Annotated in this window: 12 protein-coding genes and 1 pseudogene; 6 read left to right on the forward strand and 7 right to left on the reverse strand. The window is 69.3% G+C overall.

Going from position 1 to position 15914, the window contains the following annotated elements; translation table 11 throughout:
- Positions 1-64: 64 nt before the first annotated feature.
- The 5 genes from PV734_RS40075 to PV734_RS40095 all read left to right on the forward strand — a co-directional run bounded on the left by PV734_RS40075 (position 65) and on the right by PV734_RS40095 (position 5425).
- The gene (locus PV734_RS40075; protein ID WP_319092879.1) at positions 65-1093 is read left to right on the forward strand and encodes an MraY family glycosyltransferase; all 1029 of its coding nucleotides are present in this window, start codon (positions 65-67) and stop codon (positions 1091-1093) included.
- 134 nt (positions 1094-1227) lie between these two features.
- Complete coding sequence (dnaK, locus tag PV734_RS40080) at positions 1228-3081, forward strand: molecular chaperone DnaK (RefSeq protein ID WP_319092878.1); 1854 nt, start codon at positions 1228-1230, stop codon at positions 3079-3081.
- Positions 3078-3734 (forward strand): nucleotide exchange factor GrpE, encoded by a 657-nt coding sequence (gene grpE / locus PV734_RS40085; RefSeq protein ID WP_319092877.1) that lies wholly within the window; start codon positions 3078-3080, stop codon positions 3732-3734. Before dnaK ends, grpE begins: the two co-directional genes overlap by 4 nt.
- Before the next feature lie 45 nt (positions 3735-3779).
- On the forward strand, positions 3780-4970 hold the full coding sequence (dnaJ, locus tag PV734_RS40090) for a molecular chaperone DnaJ (protein ID WP_319092876.1): 1191 nt from the start codon (positions 3780-3782) through the stop codon (positions 4968-4970).
- Positions 4971-4975: 5 nt separating this feature from the next.
- Positions 4976-5425 (forward strand): heat shock protein transcriptional repressor HspR, encoded by a 450-nt coding sequence (locus PV734_RS40095; protein ID WP_319092874.1) that lies wholly within the window; start codon positions 4976-4978, stop codon positions 5423-5425.
- A gap of 80 nt (positions 5426-5505) precedes the next feature.
- Here the strand turns inward: PV734_RS40095 and PV734_RS40100 are convergent, their stop codons facing one another.
- Together PV734_RS40100 and PV734_RS40105 are read right to left on the reverse strand one after the other, a co-directional pair.
- Entirely contained in the window at positions 5506-6987 is a 1482-nt protein-coding gene (locus PV734_RS40100; protein WP_319294352.1) for a PA14 domain-containing protein, read from the reverse strand.
- Positions 6988-7137: 150 nt separating this feature from the next.
- The gene (locus PV734_RS40105) at positions 7138-9156 is read right to left on the reverse strand and encodes a PA14 domain-containing protein (RefSeq protein ID WP_319294354.1); all 2019 of its coding nucleotides are present in this window, start codon (positions 9154-9156) and stop codon (positions 7138-7140) included.
- A 365-nt stretch (positions 9157-9521) separates the two neighbouring features.
- Here PV734_RS40105 and PV734_RS40110 point away from each other — a divergent pair, with 365 nt between their 5' ends.
- Positions 9522-10658, forward strand: coding sequence for a sugar ABC transporter substrate-binding protein (locus PV734_RS40110; protein ID WP_319092870.1), 1137 nt, complete (start codon positions 9522-9524; stop codon positions 10656-10658).
- Positions 10659-10743: 85 nt separating this feature from the next.
- On the opposite strand, the gene PV734_RS40115 is transcribed toward PV734_RS40110, so the two are convergent.
- From PV734_RS40115 to PV734_RS40135, 5 genes and pseudogenes are all read right to left on the reverse strand, one after another.
- Positions 10744-11586, reverse strand: a complete 843-nt coding sequence (locus PV734_RS40115) for a transglutaminase family protein (RefSeq protein ID WP_319093053.1) — start codon at positions 11584-11586, stop codon at positions 10744-10746.
- A gap of 83 nt (positions 11587-11669) precedes the next feature.
- On the reverse strand, positions 11670-12611 hold the full coding sequence (locus PV734_RS40120) for an alpha-E domain-containing protein (protein ID WP_319092869.1): 942 nt from the start codon (positions 12609-12611) through the stop codon (positions 11670-11672).
- A complete protein-coding gene (locus tag PV734_RS40125; protein WP_319294357.1) occupies positions 12608-14155 on the reverse strand; it encodes a circularly permuted type 2 ATP-grasp protein in 1548 nt (515 codons plus the stop codon). Before PV734_RS40125 ends, PV734_RS40120 begins: the two co-directional genes overlap by 4 nt.
- Positions 14156-14196: 41 nt before the next feature.
- A pseudogene (locus PV734_RS40130) lies at positions 14197-14430 on the reverse strand (helix-turn-helix domain-containing protein); the annotation flags it as partial.
- A 123-nt stretch (positions 14431-14553) separates the two neighbouring features.
- Complete coding sequence (locus PV734_RS40135) at positions 14554-15861, reverse strand: VanZ family protein (protein ID WP_319294359.1); 1308 nt, start codon at positions 15859-15861, stop codon at positions 14554-14556.
- Between the last annotated feature and the right edge of the window lie 53 nt (positions 15862-15914).

Raw genomic sequence — 15914 nt, forward strand, 5'->3', positions numbered from 1 at the left:
GATCAGACGATGTTAAGTCGTGTTATTCGTACAGAATTGTTACGTTTGCGCCTACCGTGAACCCGTGCTCTACGGGATCCTCGCCGCCATCGCCGCCCTGTTCCTCGCCGCCGTCCTCGCCGCCCTCCTGCGGACACTCGCCCTGCGCCTCGGCGTCCTCGACCGGCGCCGGGCGCGCCCCCTGCCACTGCTCGGCGGACTCGCGGTCGTGCTCGCGACGGGGCTGGTCGCCGGGGCGGGGGAGTGGACCGGGTTCGCCCCCCTGGGGGACGGCGTCGGTGAGCTGCTCGTCGCCGGCGCGGGTGTGGGCGCGCTCGGGCTGGTGGCCGACGTGCGGCGGGTCAAGGCGCGGTTCCTGGTCGTCGGTACGGCCGTCGCCGCCGGGTTCGTGGTGCCGTACGGGGAGTTGGGGTTCGGGGTCGGGCTGCTCGCGCTCGGCTGGATCGTGTTCGTCACCCTCGCCTTCCGGGCCCTCGACCACGCCGACGGGCTGCTCGGGACGGTCGGGGTGCTGACCGCCTTCGGGGTGGGGGCGTGCGCCGCCGTCGAGGTGCTCGACGGGCTCGCCGTGCTGCTGAGCGTCCTCGCCGCGGCGCTCACCGGGTTCCTGATGCACAACTGGCATCCCGCGCGGATCGCCCTGGGCGCGTGCGGGTCCCTGTTCACCGGGTTCGTGCTGGCCTCGGCCGCCGTGGTCGTGCGGACCGGGCACGAACTGGCGTCCAGCGCCGGGGTGTTGTTCGCGCTCACCGCCGTCGCCGGCGCCGACGTGGTGCTCGTGGCCGTGTCGCGGCGGATGGCCGGACGGCCCCTGTCGCGCGGGGGTCCGGACCATCTCGCGCACCGGCTGCGGCGGTTGGGGCTCACCGCGCGCGGGGCGGCCGTACTGCTCGGCGCGGGTGCCTTCGGGGCGGTGCTGACGGGGGTGCTCGCGCACGGCGGGTGGGCCGGGGAATCGGGGCTGTGGTGGGTGGCGGGGGTGGCCGGGACGGTCGTACTGGGGCTGCTGAGAGTCCCTGTTTACGGGCTCCGGCGGCCTCCGGCCGCACAGTCGGCGCAGGTCAGAGCGGAATTGCGCGTAAGGAACGGATAAGAGTTGAGTGGGGTCGACTCAGCTCTGTTGACCGCGCGGCGGGAGTGATGCACACTTGAGCCTGTTCCGCTCAAGTCATGGCTCGGTCGTGGCTTGCGTCATAGCTTTACGTCATTGCTGCTGGAGGAATTGACATGGCACGTGCGGTCGGCATCGACCTGGGCACGACTAACTCCGTCGTCAGCGTTCTGGAGGGCGGCGAGCCCACCGTCATCACCAACGCCGAGGGTGCCAGGACCACGCCGTCCGTCGTCGCCTTCGCGAAGAACGGTGAGGTGCTGGTCGGCGAGGTCGCCAAGCGCCAGGCGGTCACCAACGTCGACAGGACCATCCGGTCGGTCAAGCGCCACATGGGCACCGACTGGAAGATCGAGCTCGACGGGAAGAACTTCAACCCGCAGCAGATGAGCGCGTTCATCCTGCAGAAGCTGAAGCGCGACGCCGAGGCCTACCTGGGCGAGAAGGTCACGGACGCGGTCATCACCGTCCCGGCCTACTTCAACGACTCCGAGCGCCAGGCGACGAAGGAGGCCGGCGAGATCGCGGGCCTCAACGTCCTGCGCATCGTGAACGAGCCGACGGCCGCCGCTCTCGCGTACGGCCTCGACAAGGACGACCAGACGATCCTCGTCTTCGACCTCGGTGGCGGCACCTTCGACGTGTCCCTCCTGGAGATCGGTGACGGCGTCGTCGAGGTGAAGGCCACCAACGGTGACAACCACCTCGGTGGTGACGACTGGGACCAGCGCGTCATGGACTACCTGGTCCAGCAGTTCCGCGCCGGCCACGGCGTGGACCTGGGCAAGGACAAGATGGCCCTCCAGCGCCTCCGCGAGGCCGCCGAGAAGGCCAAGATCGAGCTGTCCTCGTCCACCGAGACCTCGATCAACCTGCCCTACATCACGGCGTCCGCCGAGGGCCCGCTGCACCTGGACGAGAAGCTCACCCGCGCCCAGTTCCAGCAGCTGACGGCCGACCTGCTGGAGCGCTGCAAGACGCCGTTCCACAACGTCATCAAGGACGCGGGGATCAACCTCTCCGAGATCGACCACGTCGTTCTCGTCGGTGGCTCCACCCGTATGCCCGCCGTCGCCGAGCTCGTCAAGGAGCTGACCGGCGGTCAGGACGCCAACAAGGGCGTGAACCCGGACGAGGTCGTCGCCATCGGCGCCGCGCTCCAGGCCGGTGTCCTCAAGGGCGAGGTCAAGGACGTCCTGCTCCTCGACGTCACCCCGCTGTCCCTCGGTATCGAGACCAAGGGAGGGATCATGACGAAGCTCATCGAGCGCAACACCACGATCCCGACCAAGCGTTCCGAGATCTTCACGACGGCCGAGGACAACCAGCCGTCCGTCCAGATCCAGGTCTACCAGGGCGAGCGCGAGATCGCGGCGTACAACAAGAAGCTCGGGATGTTCGAGCTGACGGGCCTGCCGCCGGCCCCGCGCGGTGTGCCGCAGATCGAGGTCGCCTTCGACATCGACGCCAACGGCATCATGCACGTCACGGCCAAGGACCTCGGCACCGGCAAGGAACAGAAGATGACCGTCACCGGTGGCTCCTCGCTGCCGAAGGACGAGGTCGACCGGATGCGCCAGGAGGCCGAGCAGTACGCGGACGAGGACCACCGTCGCCGCGAGGCCGCCGAGACCCGCAACCAGGGCGAGCAGCTCGTCTACCAGACGGAGAAGTTCCTCAAGGACAACGAGGACAAGGTCCCCGGCGACATCAAGACCGAGGTCGAGGCCTCGATCGAGGAGCTGAAGGCCGCGCTCAAGGGCGAGGACGTCGCCGAGATCCGCACCTCCACGGAGAAGGTCGCCGCCGTCTCGCAGAAGCTGGGCCAGGCGATGTACGCCGACGCCCAGTCCGCGCAGGCCGCCGGTGACGACGCTCCCGGCGCCGAGGCCCCGAAGGCCGACGACGACGTGGTGGACGCCGAGATCGTCGACGACGAGCAGCGTGACCGTAAGGACGGTGCCGCGTGACGGAGGAGACTCCGGGCTTCGACGAGAAGCCCGACGTCCCTTCCGGCGCCACCCCCGACGACGCCGAGCCGAAGACCGCCCCCACTTCGGAGGGGGCGGCCTCGGCCGGGGACGCAGCAGCAGCACAGGTCGCCGGTCTGACGGCACAGCTGGACCAGGTTCGTACGGCGCTCGGTGAGCGCACCGCGGACCTCCAGCGGCTCCAGGCCGAATATCAGAACTACCGCCGCCGGGTCGAGCGGGACCGGATCGCGGTCAAGGAGGTCGCTGTCGCGAGTCTCCTGACCGAACTCCTGCCCGTGCTCGACAACATCGCCCGCGCGAGGGACCACGGTGAACTGGTCGGCGGGTTCAAGTCCGTCGCCGAGTCGCTGGAGTCCGTCGCCGCGAAGATGGGCCTGCAGCAGTTCGGCAAGGAGGGCGAGCCCTTCGACCCGACGATCCACGAGGCCCTGATGCACTCGTACGCGCCGGACGTCACGGAGACGACCTGCGTGGCGATCCTGCAGCCGGGCTACCGGTTCGGCGAGCGCAACCTGCGTCCCGCGCGGGTCGCGGTGGCCGAGCCCCAGCCCGGGGCGACGCCGGCCGGCAGCTCGGAGTCGGCCGACACGGTGGACGGCAAGGAGAGCGGTGGCCCGGAAGAGGGCTGACGTGAGCATTGAGGTGGGGACTTCCGGAAAGGAGGGACGTCGAGGATGAGCACCAAGGACTTCATCGAGAAGGACTTCTACAAGGTCCTCGGCGTCCCCAAGGACGCCACCGAGGCCGAGATCAAGAAGGCGTACCGGAAACTCGCCCGCGAGTTCCACCCGGACGCCAACAAGGGCAACGCCAAGGCGGAGGAGCGCTTCAAGGAGATCTCCGAGGCGAACGACGTCCTCGGCGACCCCAAGAAGCGCAAGGAGTACGACGAGGCCCGCGCCCTCTTCGGCAACGGCGGTTTCCGTCCGGGGCCGGGCGCGGGCGGCGGCTCCTTCAACTTCGACCTGGGTGACCTCTTCGGCGGCGGCGCCCAGGGCGGGGCCGGGTCCGGCTCCGGCGCGGGCGGCTTCGGCGGAGGCATCGGAGACGTGTTCGGCGGCCTCTTCAACCGGGGCGGCGGCGGGACCACCCGTACGCAGCCCAGGCGCGGCCAGGACATCGACACCGAGGTCACGCTGAGCTTCACGGAGGCGGTGGACGGCGCGACGGTCCCGCTGCGCATGACGTCCCAGTCACCGTGCAAGGCCTGCTCGGGCACCGGCGACAAGAACGGCACACCGCGCGTGTGTCCGACCTGCGTGGGCACCGGCCAGGTGGCACGCGGCTCGGGCGGCGGGTTCTCGCTCACCGACCCCTGCCCGGACTGCAAGGGCCGGGGCCTGATCGCGGAGCACGCCTGTCTGGTGTGCAGCGGCTCGGGGCGCGCCAAGTCCTCGCGGACGATGCAGGTGCGCATCCCGGCCGGGGTGTCGGACAACCAGCGCATCCGGCTGCGCGGCAAGGGAGCGCCGGGCGAGCGGGGCGGCCCGGCCGGTGACCTGTACGTCACCGTCCATGTCGACAGCCACCCGGTCTTCGGCCGCAAGGAAGACAACCTGACGGTGACGGTGCCGGTGACGTTCGTCGAGGCGGCACTCGGCGGCGAGGTCAGGGTCCCGACCCTGGGCGGCCCGCCGGTCACCCTGAAGCTGCCCCCGGGCACGCCCAACGGGCGCACGATGCGCGCGCGGGGCAAGGGCGCGGTCCGCAAGGACGGCACCCGGGGAGACCTGCTGGTCACCGTCGAGGTGAGTGTGCCGACGGAACTGACGGGGAAGGCTCGTGACGCACTGGAGGCGTATCGCGAGGCGACCGTGGACGAGGATCCGCGGGCGGAGCTGTTCGAGGCGGCGAAGGGAGCCTGACCGAGATGGACGGTCGTCGACGCAATCCGTATGAACTGACGCAGGAGACCCCGGTCTACGTCATCTCGGTGGCGGCCCAGCTGTCCGGCCTGCACCCGCAGACCCTGCGCCAGTACGACCGCCTGGGCCTGGTCTCCCCCGACCGCACCGCCGGCCGGGGCCGCCGCTACTCGGCCCGCGACATCGAACTGCTCCGCACGGTGCAGGCACTGTCGCAGGACGAGGGCATCAACCTGGCCGGCATCAAGCGCATCATCGAGCTGGAGAACCAGGTCGCCGCGCTGCAGTCGCGGGTGGCGGAGATGGAGTCCGCACTGGACGGCGCCGCCGCGGCGATGCAGCAACGGGAGGCGGCGGTTCACGCTTCCTACCGGCGGGATCTGGTTCCGTACCAGGAGGTCCAGCAGACCAGCGCGTTGGTGGTCTGGCGGCCGAAGCGGCAGCAGTCCGACTAGACGCGCACGCTGATGCGACAGGAAAGGGGCCCGGAGGAATCTCCGGGCCCCTTTCCTGTTCTGCGAACCCTCGGGACCCTTTACTCGGCCTGAGGGGCCGGAGCCGCCGAGGTGTCGCCGGAGGCGGGTTGGGTGCCGTCACGATAGGTGAACTGCCGACGGGCGGACGGATCCGATTCCCGCCCGAGCGGGTCGACGCTGGTCACCCAGTACACGTAGATCCTGTTGGCCGGGCTCAGCACGGCCGTGGTGTCGGTGCAGGTGTACCCGTTCCGGGGTCCGACGTAAAAGAGCGTCGGGGCACAGGGCACCACCCGGGAGTCGACGGTGACGTAGCTGCTTGTCGCCTCGTCGAAGAGCTGCTCCTCGCGGTGCACCCGGAACTCCGTCGGCGCGTACGGCGACATCCACCAGGTCAGGGGGATGCCGCTGCCGTCCTCCGGCCAGTGCTCCACGAGGGGGAGGTTCGGTACGGCCAGTTCCCGGGTGTGCGGGAGGACGGCCGAGACCGAGGTGTTTCCGTATGCGTCGGTTGCCGTGACCTGGTAATAGGAGGTCTCGCCGAACGGTGCGGAGACGTCCGTCCAGTTGTGTGCGAAATTCGTCTGCCAGGTGAGCTCACCCGTGGACGGGGCGGAACGGGACAGTGTGAACTTGATCCCGACCTCAGGGGCGTCCCAGTGCAGCACGACGCCGTCCAGATGCGAGTCGTACACCACCACGGGCTTCGGTACGGCCGGCGGGGTCCGGTCGGCGGAGCTGACCATCACGTCGGTGCTGCCGACCGATTCGTTGCCGACCTTGTCGACGGCCCGCACCTCGAAGTACGTGGTTCTGCCCAGGGGAGGTATGCCCATGGTGAACGAGGTTCCCGCGAGTTCGGTGTCGCCGCTGACCCTGGTCCAGGCAGTGGAGTTCGGGGGTCGCTGGTAGACGCGGTAGCCGGACAGGTCCATCTCCGCGTTCTTCGCCCAGGCGATCTTGACGGTGTCCGCCGACGCGCTGTAGGAGGCATTGGCCCCGGTGGGCGGGAGCGGCTTGACGTTGTCGACGCTCGCCAGGGTCCGGGGAGCGTACGTGAACTTCACGTTGGCGTTGCCTGTGAAGTTGGCGTAGTCGACGCGGAGGGTGTGCCTGCCCTTGGGGACAGTGAGATTGACGGTCTTGTTCCGGGTCGTCGTGACGTTCTTCCAGAGGTTGACCTTCACCTTGCCGTCGACGTAGACGCGGATGCCGTCCTGGGCGGCTGCGGCGAAAGCGAAGGGGCCGCCGGAGCCGAAGTCCCGTGTCACGGTCCAGCGGACGCCGAAGTAGTTCTTCGGGAGGCCGGTAGCGGGGGCCTTCGCTCCCCAGTTCTCGGCGATGGTGGTGTCACAGTCAGTCTTCTTCGGGGTACCGGAGAAGGTGGTGTTCGCGAAGAACTGGCGCTTGTAGACAGGGGAGTCGCAGGTGGTCGCGGCGGAGGCGGCCGTAGCCGCGGTGCTGAGCAGCGCACCGGCGGTGGCGAGCACGATGGTGGTCGCGAAGGCGGCTGTGGCTGTCGTGCGTCTGGCTGGGTTCATGCGGTCCTCCGGTCTTGATCGGCAACCGCAGTAGGGACGGTTGCCGATCAAGACTGGCGAGGACCTGACTTGGTTGTACGACCGGTGTGTGGTTCGAAAGGTCGGAGCGGGGCGCGTGGGGCGAGTAGGGGCGTGTGGACGCTGCCCGGCTCAGCCCACCTTGAACAGGATCGTGGCCGCCGCGCCCGTCCGGTCCATGTAGTAGTCCACCGCACGTACCTCGAAGGTGTACGTGCCGGAAGCCGGGGGTGTCCAGGTGATGGTCGCGTCCGGGGTTCTCGTGTAGCCGCTGTCGCCGGTGAACCTGTACTCGTAGCCCCAGATCAGGCGGTCCGGGTCCGGAGTCAGGGTCATGGTGAGGGGAGTGTTCGAACCGCCGTGCGCCACGCAGTCGTTGGCCGTGCACTCCGTGTACGGGGCGGACAGGGTCATCGTCGGCGGAGCGGGCGCGGTGGCGGTGGCCGGGGTTCCCCGGGTCACCGTGACGATCCCCGTGGGGGTCGACTCGTCGCCGTGCTGGTCGAGGGCGACCAGGTAGTACGAGGCGCGGCCGAGTGGGGCCGCGGTGTCGGCGTAGCGGACGAACGTCAGCCCGTTCCGGCTGTACCGCGTCCAGTGGTCGTCGCCCTCGCTGATCCGCGTCCAGGCGTCGTTCGTACCCGTACGGCGGTAGACCCGGTAGTCGGAGGGGGCGTTGTCCGTCGGGTAGTCCCAGTCGAGTTCGGTGTCGCTGTCGTGGAGCGTGCCCGACAGGTTCGTCGGCACCGCCGATTCACCGGGCGCGGGGCGGGTCGCGGTCACCGTCTCCGACACCGGGGAGATGTTCCCGTACGCGTCGACCGCCTGGATCGTGTAGGTGACCGGGACGCCGGGCTCCGCCACCTCGTCGTTGAAGGAGGTGGCGAGGGCGATGTCCGGGCCGTCGGGGTCGGCCTGGCCCGCGGTGGACGTCCACACCTCGTAGCGCTCCACGTCGGCCGAGGAGGCCTGCCAGCGGACCGCGTTGCCCGCTGTCGTGCCCTGTGCCGTCAGGCCCGTGACCTGGTCGGGCGCGGTCGTGTCCGGCACCCCGGGGTCGACGGTCGCGGACGGGACGGACTCGTTGTCGTACTTGTCGACGGCCGTGACCCGGTAGTACGCGCGCTGCTTGACGTCGCCCGTGTTGTCGTAGATGAAGGTGTCGCCGATCGCCCAGTTGATCCGGGCGTACGGGCCCTGCGGCGCGCTCGCCCGGTAGAGGCTGTAGGAGAACGCGTCGGCGACGGGGTTCCAGTCGAGGCGGAGGTTGGACGCCGTCACGGTCACCCTGACCCCGGTGACCTGGGCCGGCGCGGTCTTGTCGACGGTCGTCGCGGTGAGGTCGGCGCTGCCGGCGGACTGGTTGCCGGCCTTGTCGTACGCGCGTATCTCGTAGGCGTATGTCGCACCCGTGTTGGGGACTGCCGAGTCCGTGTACGTGGTGGCGGTGGCGCTGGCCGTCGCGAGGGGCGTGCCGAACGGGCTTCCGCTCAGGCTGCGGTAGATCCGGTACCCCGCGAGGTCCATCTCCTTGTTCTTCGCCCAGGTGAGCCTGGCCTTGCCCGTCGTGTTGTCGTACGTGAGCGCCGTGCCCGTCGGGGTGAGCGGCTCGACCTTGTCGACCGTTGCCGAAGTGCGGGGTGTGTAGGCGAAGTTGACGTTCGCGTTGCCGGTGAAGTTGGCGTGGTCGACGCGGATCGTGTGCTTGCCGGCGGGGATGGTGAGGTCGACGGTCTTCTTCTGGGTCGTCGTGACGTTCTTCCAGAGGTTGACCTTGGCCTTGCCGTCGAGGTACACGCGGATGCCGTCCTGCGCGGCGGCCGTGAAGGTGAACGGCCCCCCGGAGCCGAAGTCCCGTGTCACGGTCCAGCGGACGCCGAAGTTGTCCTTGGGGAGGCCGGTGGCCGGGGCGCCTGCGCCCCAGTTCTCGGCGATGGTGGTGTCGCAGTCCGTTTTCTTCGGGGTGCCGGAGAAGGTGGTGTTCGCGAAGAACTGCCGCTTGTAGGTGGGGGACGCGCACGTCACCGTGGCCGCCGAGGCCGGGACGGTGGCGACCGTGGTGAGCAGTCCGCCGGCGGTGGCGAGCACCACGGCGGTCGCGGCGCCGGCCCTCACGGGGCCCGCGGCCGTCGTACGTCTGGCTGAGATCATTCGGTCCTTCGCATCCATTCCCGCTAGATCCTCGACGGCGGAATCCGGCCGTCGGTGATCAGGACCCGTAAGGAACACGCTCGGTTGTAGGGATCTTGGCCAGGACTCGGCAAAGGCCTTCACCCATGCGAACCGGGCACTGGATGGAGGGTGTGCGAAGGCTTTCTGTGCGGGCTTGCGCCACTTCTTCACGAGGCGACGGAGTGTGATGTTGCCCTCCGGATGAGTAGTTCCGCTTGACGCCTGCGGGGTCCCCCGAGTTGTCTTTTCAGACACATGGGCCGCACTGCTGCGTCCACGTCCCAAAAGCACCTGAAGTGAGCGCCCGAATGTTTCGTCTGTCTGGTCCGGTTGGTCCGATTCACATGAGTCGCATTGGTCGAGTGGCTCGTTTGCGTCGTTCCGCCATAGCCGTGGCCGCCTCGGCGGTCACGGTCTCCCTCGCCGCCGGCTGCGGCGCCCTCGACACCAGTGGGGACGCCGGTGAGTCGACCCCGGCCAAGGGCAACGACATCACGGTGGGGCTGCTGCTTCCGGAGACGGCCAACACTCGGTACGACAAGTTCGACTACCCGATCATCAAGAACAAGGTCGCGTCGCTCACCAACGGTGAGGGCCGGGTCGAGTACGCCAACGCGGGCGCGGACGCCGGCAAGCAGGCCCAGCAGTTGCAGAAGATGATCGACGGCAAGGTCGACGTCCTGCTCCTCGACGCGGTGGACGCGCACGCCATCGCCGGCGAGGTGAAGAAGGCCAAGGACGCCGGGATTCCGGTCATCGCGTACGACCGACTGGCCGAGGGTCCCATCGACGCGTACATCTCCTTCGACAACGAACTCGTCGGCGAGGTGCAGGGACGTTCCCTCCTGGAGGCGCTCGGCAGTGACGCCAAGGTGACGAAGAAGATCGTCATGATGAACGGGTCGGTGACCGACCCGAACGCCGCGCAGTTCAAGGCGGGCGCCCTCTCCGAGCTGAACGGCAAGGTGACGATCGCGCAGTCCTTCGACACCAAGGACTGGAAGCCGGAGAACGCCCAGGCGAACATGACGAAGGCGATCGGCGCCATCGGCAAGGACAACATCGCCGCCGTCTACTCCGCCAACGACGGTATGGCGGGCGGCATCATCCAGGCCCTGGAGGCCGCGGGCGTCACCAAGCTGCCGCCGATCACCGGGCAGGACGCCGAACTGGCCGCCGTGCAGCGGATCATCGACGGCGAGCAGTACATGAGCGTCTACAAGTCGTACCCACAGGAGGCCGAGACGGCCGCCGAGATGGCCGTCGCCCGAATCCAGGGCCGCGACATCCAGTTCGACGCCCTCACCCGGGACAAGGTCGACAGCCCCACGAACAAGGACATCCCCGCTCAGCTGGTGAGCGTCGTCGCGCTGACGAAGAACAACATCAAGAGCACGGTCGTCGAGGACGGCATCTACAAGATCTCCGACATCTGCACGGCGAAGCTCGACGACGACTGCGCGGCCCTCGGGCTGAAGTAGCCGCCCGTACCGCCCGCGCCGCCTGATCTCCCGTACCCCGGGGCACCGACCTGCCCCGGGGTACGCGCGTCCCGTACGGGACGTTTCAGGCCACCCGCGTGAACTCCACCGTCACCTCCGGCGGCCCCCCGGCCACTCCCCGGTACACGCCCTTGTGCGGTGTCACGTCGTCGTAGTCGCGCCCCCGGCCGACCACCACGTGGGACTCGTCGGCGCGGGTCCGGTTCGTCGGGTCGTAGCCGCACCAGTCGCCCGCCCAGTACTCCACCCAGGCGTGGGACTGGCCCTCCACCGGGCGGTGCAGTTCGGCCTCCCGTTCGGGGTGGAGGTAGCCGGAGACATAGCGGGTGGGCAGGCCCAGGCCCCGCAGCAGCGCGATCGTCACATGGGCGATGTCCTGGCAGACGCCCGCGCCCTGCTCCCACGCCTCCGCCGCCGACGTGTTCACGCCCGTCGTGCCGGGCAGGTACGACACCCGGTCCGCGACCAGCGCCGACACCGCCGTCGCCGTCTCGTGCGGGTCGAGACCCACGGCGACCTCCCGCGCCCGCGCCACCAGCTCGGCCGGCACCGTCGTCCGTACCGTCGCCGTCGCGTACTCCAGCAGACGGGAGCTGGCCGTCCGGTCGGTGATCTCCGCCCAGCTCGGCGCGGGGTCCAGGGGGCCCGGGGGCGCCGTCTCCACCAGGCTCTGGGCGGTGATCGTCAGGTCGGCGTGCGGATCCATCAGGTCGAAACCGGTGACCTGCGTGCCCCAGTAGTCCCAGTACGACCAGGTCGGCGTCGTCGGGTTCACGGTGACCCGGGCGTCCAGCGTCGTCTGGCCGGGGAGCGTCAGCGGGGTCATCCGGACCTCGTTGTGCGAGGAGACCGCGGCCTGCGCGTACGCGACCCGGGTGACGTGCCGGATACGGAGCCGGCGGGTCATCGGCGCGTTCGCGGGCATGATGCTGGTCCCGCCGCCCGTTCCGCCGCCTGTCCCGCTTCCCGTGTCATTGCTGCTGCTCATGCTCATACTGCTCGCGCTCCTTCCTGGGCCCACTCCACGGGCCCCTGGTACGGGAAGAACCTCTCCGCGACCGCCTCCGCCGACGCCATACAGGCAGTCTGCAAGTCCTGCAGCAGCACCGGGAGTTGGTCCTCCATGGCCTGCGAGTCCAGATACTCGAGCCGGGTCCGCAACCGGCCGATCGGGCGGCGGGCCGGGTCCTGACGCGGACGGCCGAGCGCCGCGAGGCACTCCTCCGCCGTGGTGAGGGCGTGCAGCGCCGAGCGCGGGAAGTCCCGGTCCAGGAGCAGGAATTCGGCCACTCTCGGGGTGTCGCCGAAACCGCTGTACACCCGCGCGTACGCCTCGTCCGCGCCGCTCGCGCTCAGCAGCGTCGGCCAGTCGGGCGCGTGGGCGGCGTCCAACACCCGTACCGACAGCAGCCGTACGGTCATGTCCACCCGCTCCAGGCTGCGCCCCAGGACGACGAAACGCCAGCTGTCGTCCCGGCTCATGGTGGAGTCCGCGAGACCGAAGAAGAGCGCGGATCTGCGCCGGACCAGCTCCAAGTAGGCGTACGGGCCCGTGCGTCGGGCCGCGATGCGCTGGTCGGCGAGCGCGTGCCAGGTGGAGTTGAGGCACTCCCACATCTCCGAGGAGACGGCCTCCCGGGCGCTTCGCGCGTTGAGCCGGGCCGCCCCGAGCGCGCCCTCGATCGCGCACGTCGAGCGGGCGTCGAAGGCGAGCTGGTCCAACACCTGCTGCATGTCAACGGGTTGGCCGCCCGCGTCGACGCCCAGGATCGCGTACAGGGAGCGGCAGGCCGCGTCCTCGTCGCGCCAGGGGTCCTCAAGGAGGCGGTGCAGATAGGCGTCCAGGATGCGGCTCGTGGCGTCGGCCCGCTCGACGTAACGGCCCGTCCACGTCAGGGCCTCGGCTATCCGGGAGAGGATCACGTCGTTCACTGCTGCTGCGCCCCTTCCTGTACGAGGGTGAGGTTGCCGTCGGGTCCGTGCTGGCGCGGGGCGACCTCGGGCGGTGCGCCGGCCGGCGGTACGGGGTCCGGGGTGCCGGTGGGTCCCTCGGCGAGCACCCAGGTGTCCTTGGAGCCGCCGCCCTGGCTGGAGTTGACGATCAGGTTGCCCTCCTGGAGGGCGACGCGGGTCAGTCCGCCCGGCAGGACCCAGACGTCGGTGCCGTCGTTCACGGCGAACGGGCGCAGGTCGATGTGGCGCGGCGCCATCCGCTCGCCGGCCAGGGTGGGGGAGGTGGAGAGGGCGACGGGCCGTTGCGCGATCCAGCCGCGCGGATCGGCGGCCACCGCCGCCCGGCACCGCTCCAGGGTCTCCCGGTCGGCCTTGGGCCCGATGACGATGCCCTGGCCGCCGGCGCCGTCGACCGGCTTGATGACCAGCTGGTCGATCTGGTCGAGCACGGCGTCCAACTGGCCCGGCTCGTCCGGGCGGAACGACTCCACGTTCGGAAGAATCGGTTCCTCAGAGAGGTAGTACCGGATCAGATCGGGTACGTAGGTGTACAGCAGCTTGTCGTCCGCGATGCCGTTGCCGACCGCGTTGGCGAGGGTGACGGTGCCCGCCTGGGCGGCGCTCAGGATGCCGGGGCAGCCGATCACCGAGTCGGGCCGGAAATGGAGCGGGTCGAGGAAGTCGTCGTCCAGCCGTCGGTATACGACATGGACGGGTACCTCACCGCGCGTGGTCCGCATCCACACCCGGTTCTTACGGCACACCAGATCGTGCCCCTCGACCAGCTGCACGCCCATCAGCCGGGCCAGCAGCGCGTGTTCGAAGTAGGCGGCGTTGGAGGGGCCCGGGGTGAGGACGACCACCCGGGGATCGACGGCCCCGTCCGGCGCGGCGGCCCGCAGCGCGGCGAGCAGGCGCTGCGCGTAGCCGTCGACGGGGACGACGTGCTGCTCGGCGAAGAGGGACGGGAAGACGCGGGTCATCGCCCGCCGGTTCTCGATGACGTACGACACCCCGGACGGCACCCGGACGTTGTCCTCCAGGACCCGGAAGTCCCCGGCCTCGTCCCGGACGAGATCGATGCCGGCGACGTGGATGCGTACCCCGCCGGGTGGCTCGATGCCCTGGGCGGCCCGGTGGAAGTGCGGCGAGCTGAGCAGCAGCCGCCACGGCACGACACCGTCCTCGAAGGCCTGGCAGCGACCGTAGGCATCGGCCAGATAGGCCTCCAGGGCCCGCACCCGCTGGGCGACCCCGCGCTGGATGAGGTCCCACTCCAGCGCGTCGAGGATCCTCGGCACGAGGTCCAGCGGCCAAGGTCTTTCCTCACCCGCGAAGGCGTAGGTGACCCCGCGGTCGGTGAACGCCCGGGCCATCTGGTCGGCCCGGAAGCGCAGTTCGGTCGGTTCGATGGGTTGGAGCGCCGCCAGCACCGGCTCGTAGGCGGCCCTGACCTCACCCGGCCGCACAAACATCTCGTCCCACGCGTCGGCCAACGCGTATGCGTCAAATATGTCCGCCATGGCCTGAAGGTAGGGGCGGGACGTAACCGGACGATCTCCGTGTGGTTTCCGGGAGCTTGCGCGACGGGAGGGTCCCCCAGGAGTGTCGTCAGCTCTACGCCGAGGCCGTTCGCCAGCGCGTGCAGCGTGGGTAGGCGCGCCGAGTGCTTCCGGCGCTGTTCGAGCTGACGGATCACGTCGACGGATACGCCGGATCGCTCGGCCAGTTCCTCTTGCGTCAGAGACGCCAGCCGGCGCAGGCGGCGGAGAGCCCGCCCCAGGTCTTCGTCTGCCACGCCGCCACGGTACGCCGCCGGGGCATTCCGAGGGCGTGGCCACGGACTGAACGGCCCGACAGACGAACCAGGTCCCCGGGACGGGACGGCCACTCAACCCACCACCGCTCCACACACTGCCGGCTACCCCAGAGGCGTTCCATTGGTGACCTCACCCGAAGCGGCATCCACGCTCATCGTTTCTGCGTCGCCGCCGTCCGGAATCACACGCACCAGCCATACCGCTCGCCATTCGCCCCGAACCCTGTATGCCTTCTTCGTCACCACGCCTACCCTGGCGGTCGTCAGCTTGATCTTCTCGCGTGCTTTGGTCTCTGCCTGGGCCTTGCTCACAGTCTCGGCAGGCAGGTCCTCCAGAACGTCAGGACCCGAGTTGACCACGAGCTGTGAAACCCGGCCCGCTGTGTTCAGCTGCACGTCCAGCGCCCGGGGCATCAGCACCCCGTCCTTTGCCCAACGCCAGGACGTCATCCACCCGAACTCGCCCATGGATGTCGTCTGTCGGTGCTGCGCCTCCGCCACCCATGGGTAGTGCGCGTTCGCGTAGGCCGTCGCAATTCGCTCTGCCTCAGCCTTGCTGTGAGGTTTCGTAGCGTCCCCCACCGCGAACGACACCGGCCCGGGTTCGCTGGACACCTCCAACTGGACTGACAGGTAGTCAGCATCCGGCCATACGAGCATGGCCGTGAGCGGCTCCTTGAAGGTGACCTGAAGCGATCCCGGCGCACCGTCCACGCCCGCCGACACCTGAACCGCAGAGATCGTGTAGCGGTTCCCGAACGCTTCCCGGATCGCAGATTCGGCCGTTGTTCGTTCGTCCGCTGCCGCTGTCCGCAGGCCCGTGCCGTCCACCACCTGGGGCTGGACGAACAGGCCGAAGACGAGTGCGGTCACCAGTGCGGTCCCTGCGGCGATCAAGCCGGTGTGGCGTGCGCCGGCCGTCAGGGAGACCCCCTTGGTCCTGCCCGCCGCCCACCCGCAGGCCACACCGAGAACCGTGCCGAGCGAGTTCATCTGGACGTCGCCACTGTCACAGGCGCCGCCCATCGCAGCGACAAGTGACTGCCCCACCTCGATCAGCATCGACCCCAGGACGCCCGCTGCCACCACCGGCGTTGCACGGCGTGTCGCCAGTACGCCGAAGAAGCCCAGCGGAACGAACAGGACAGCGTTCAAGACGCCCTGCTCGGTGACCATGGGTTCCCACAGATCCTTGTTGATCGTGCACCAGCCGTTCGCCCCGCCCGAGCGGGTCGGGAAGAACACTGTGGCGCCGAGTACGAGGACCACACTCGCGCCGGTTAGACCCCACCACGGCCCGGAGGCGCCCTTGGCGCGGGCGTAGAAGGCGGTGGCCACTCCCACGGCCACACCGGCCAGCGTGAGTGCGATGAGGAACGTCAGACGGTCATGGAGAACTGCTTGAAGCATCGCGGAGAATTCCTGTTCACTATGCGAGTGCGCCCCCGGATGATGCAGATCCG

The sequence above is a fragment of the Streptomyces sp. AK08-02 genome (assembly GCF_033795085.1).
Lineage (GTDB): Bacteria > Actinomycetota > Actinomycetes > Streptomycetales > Streptomycetaceae > Streptomyces > Streptomyces echiniscabiei.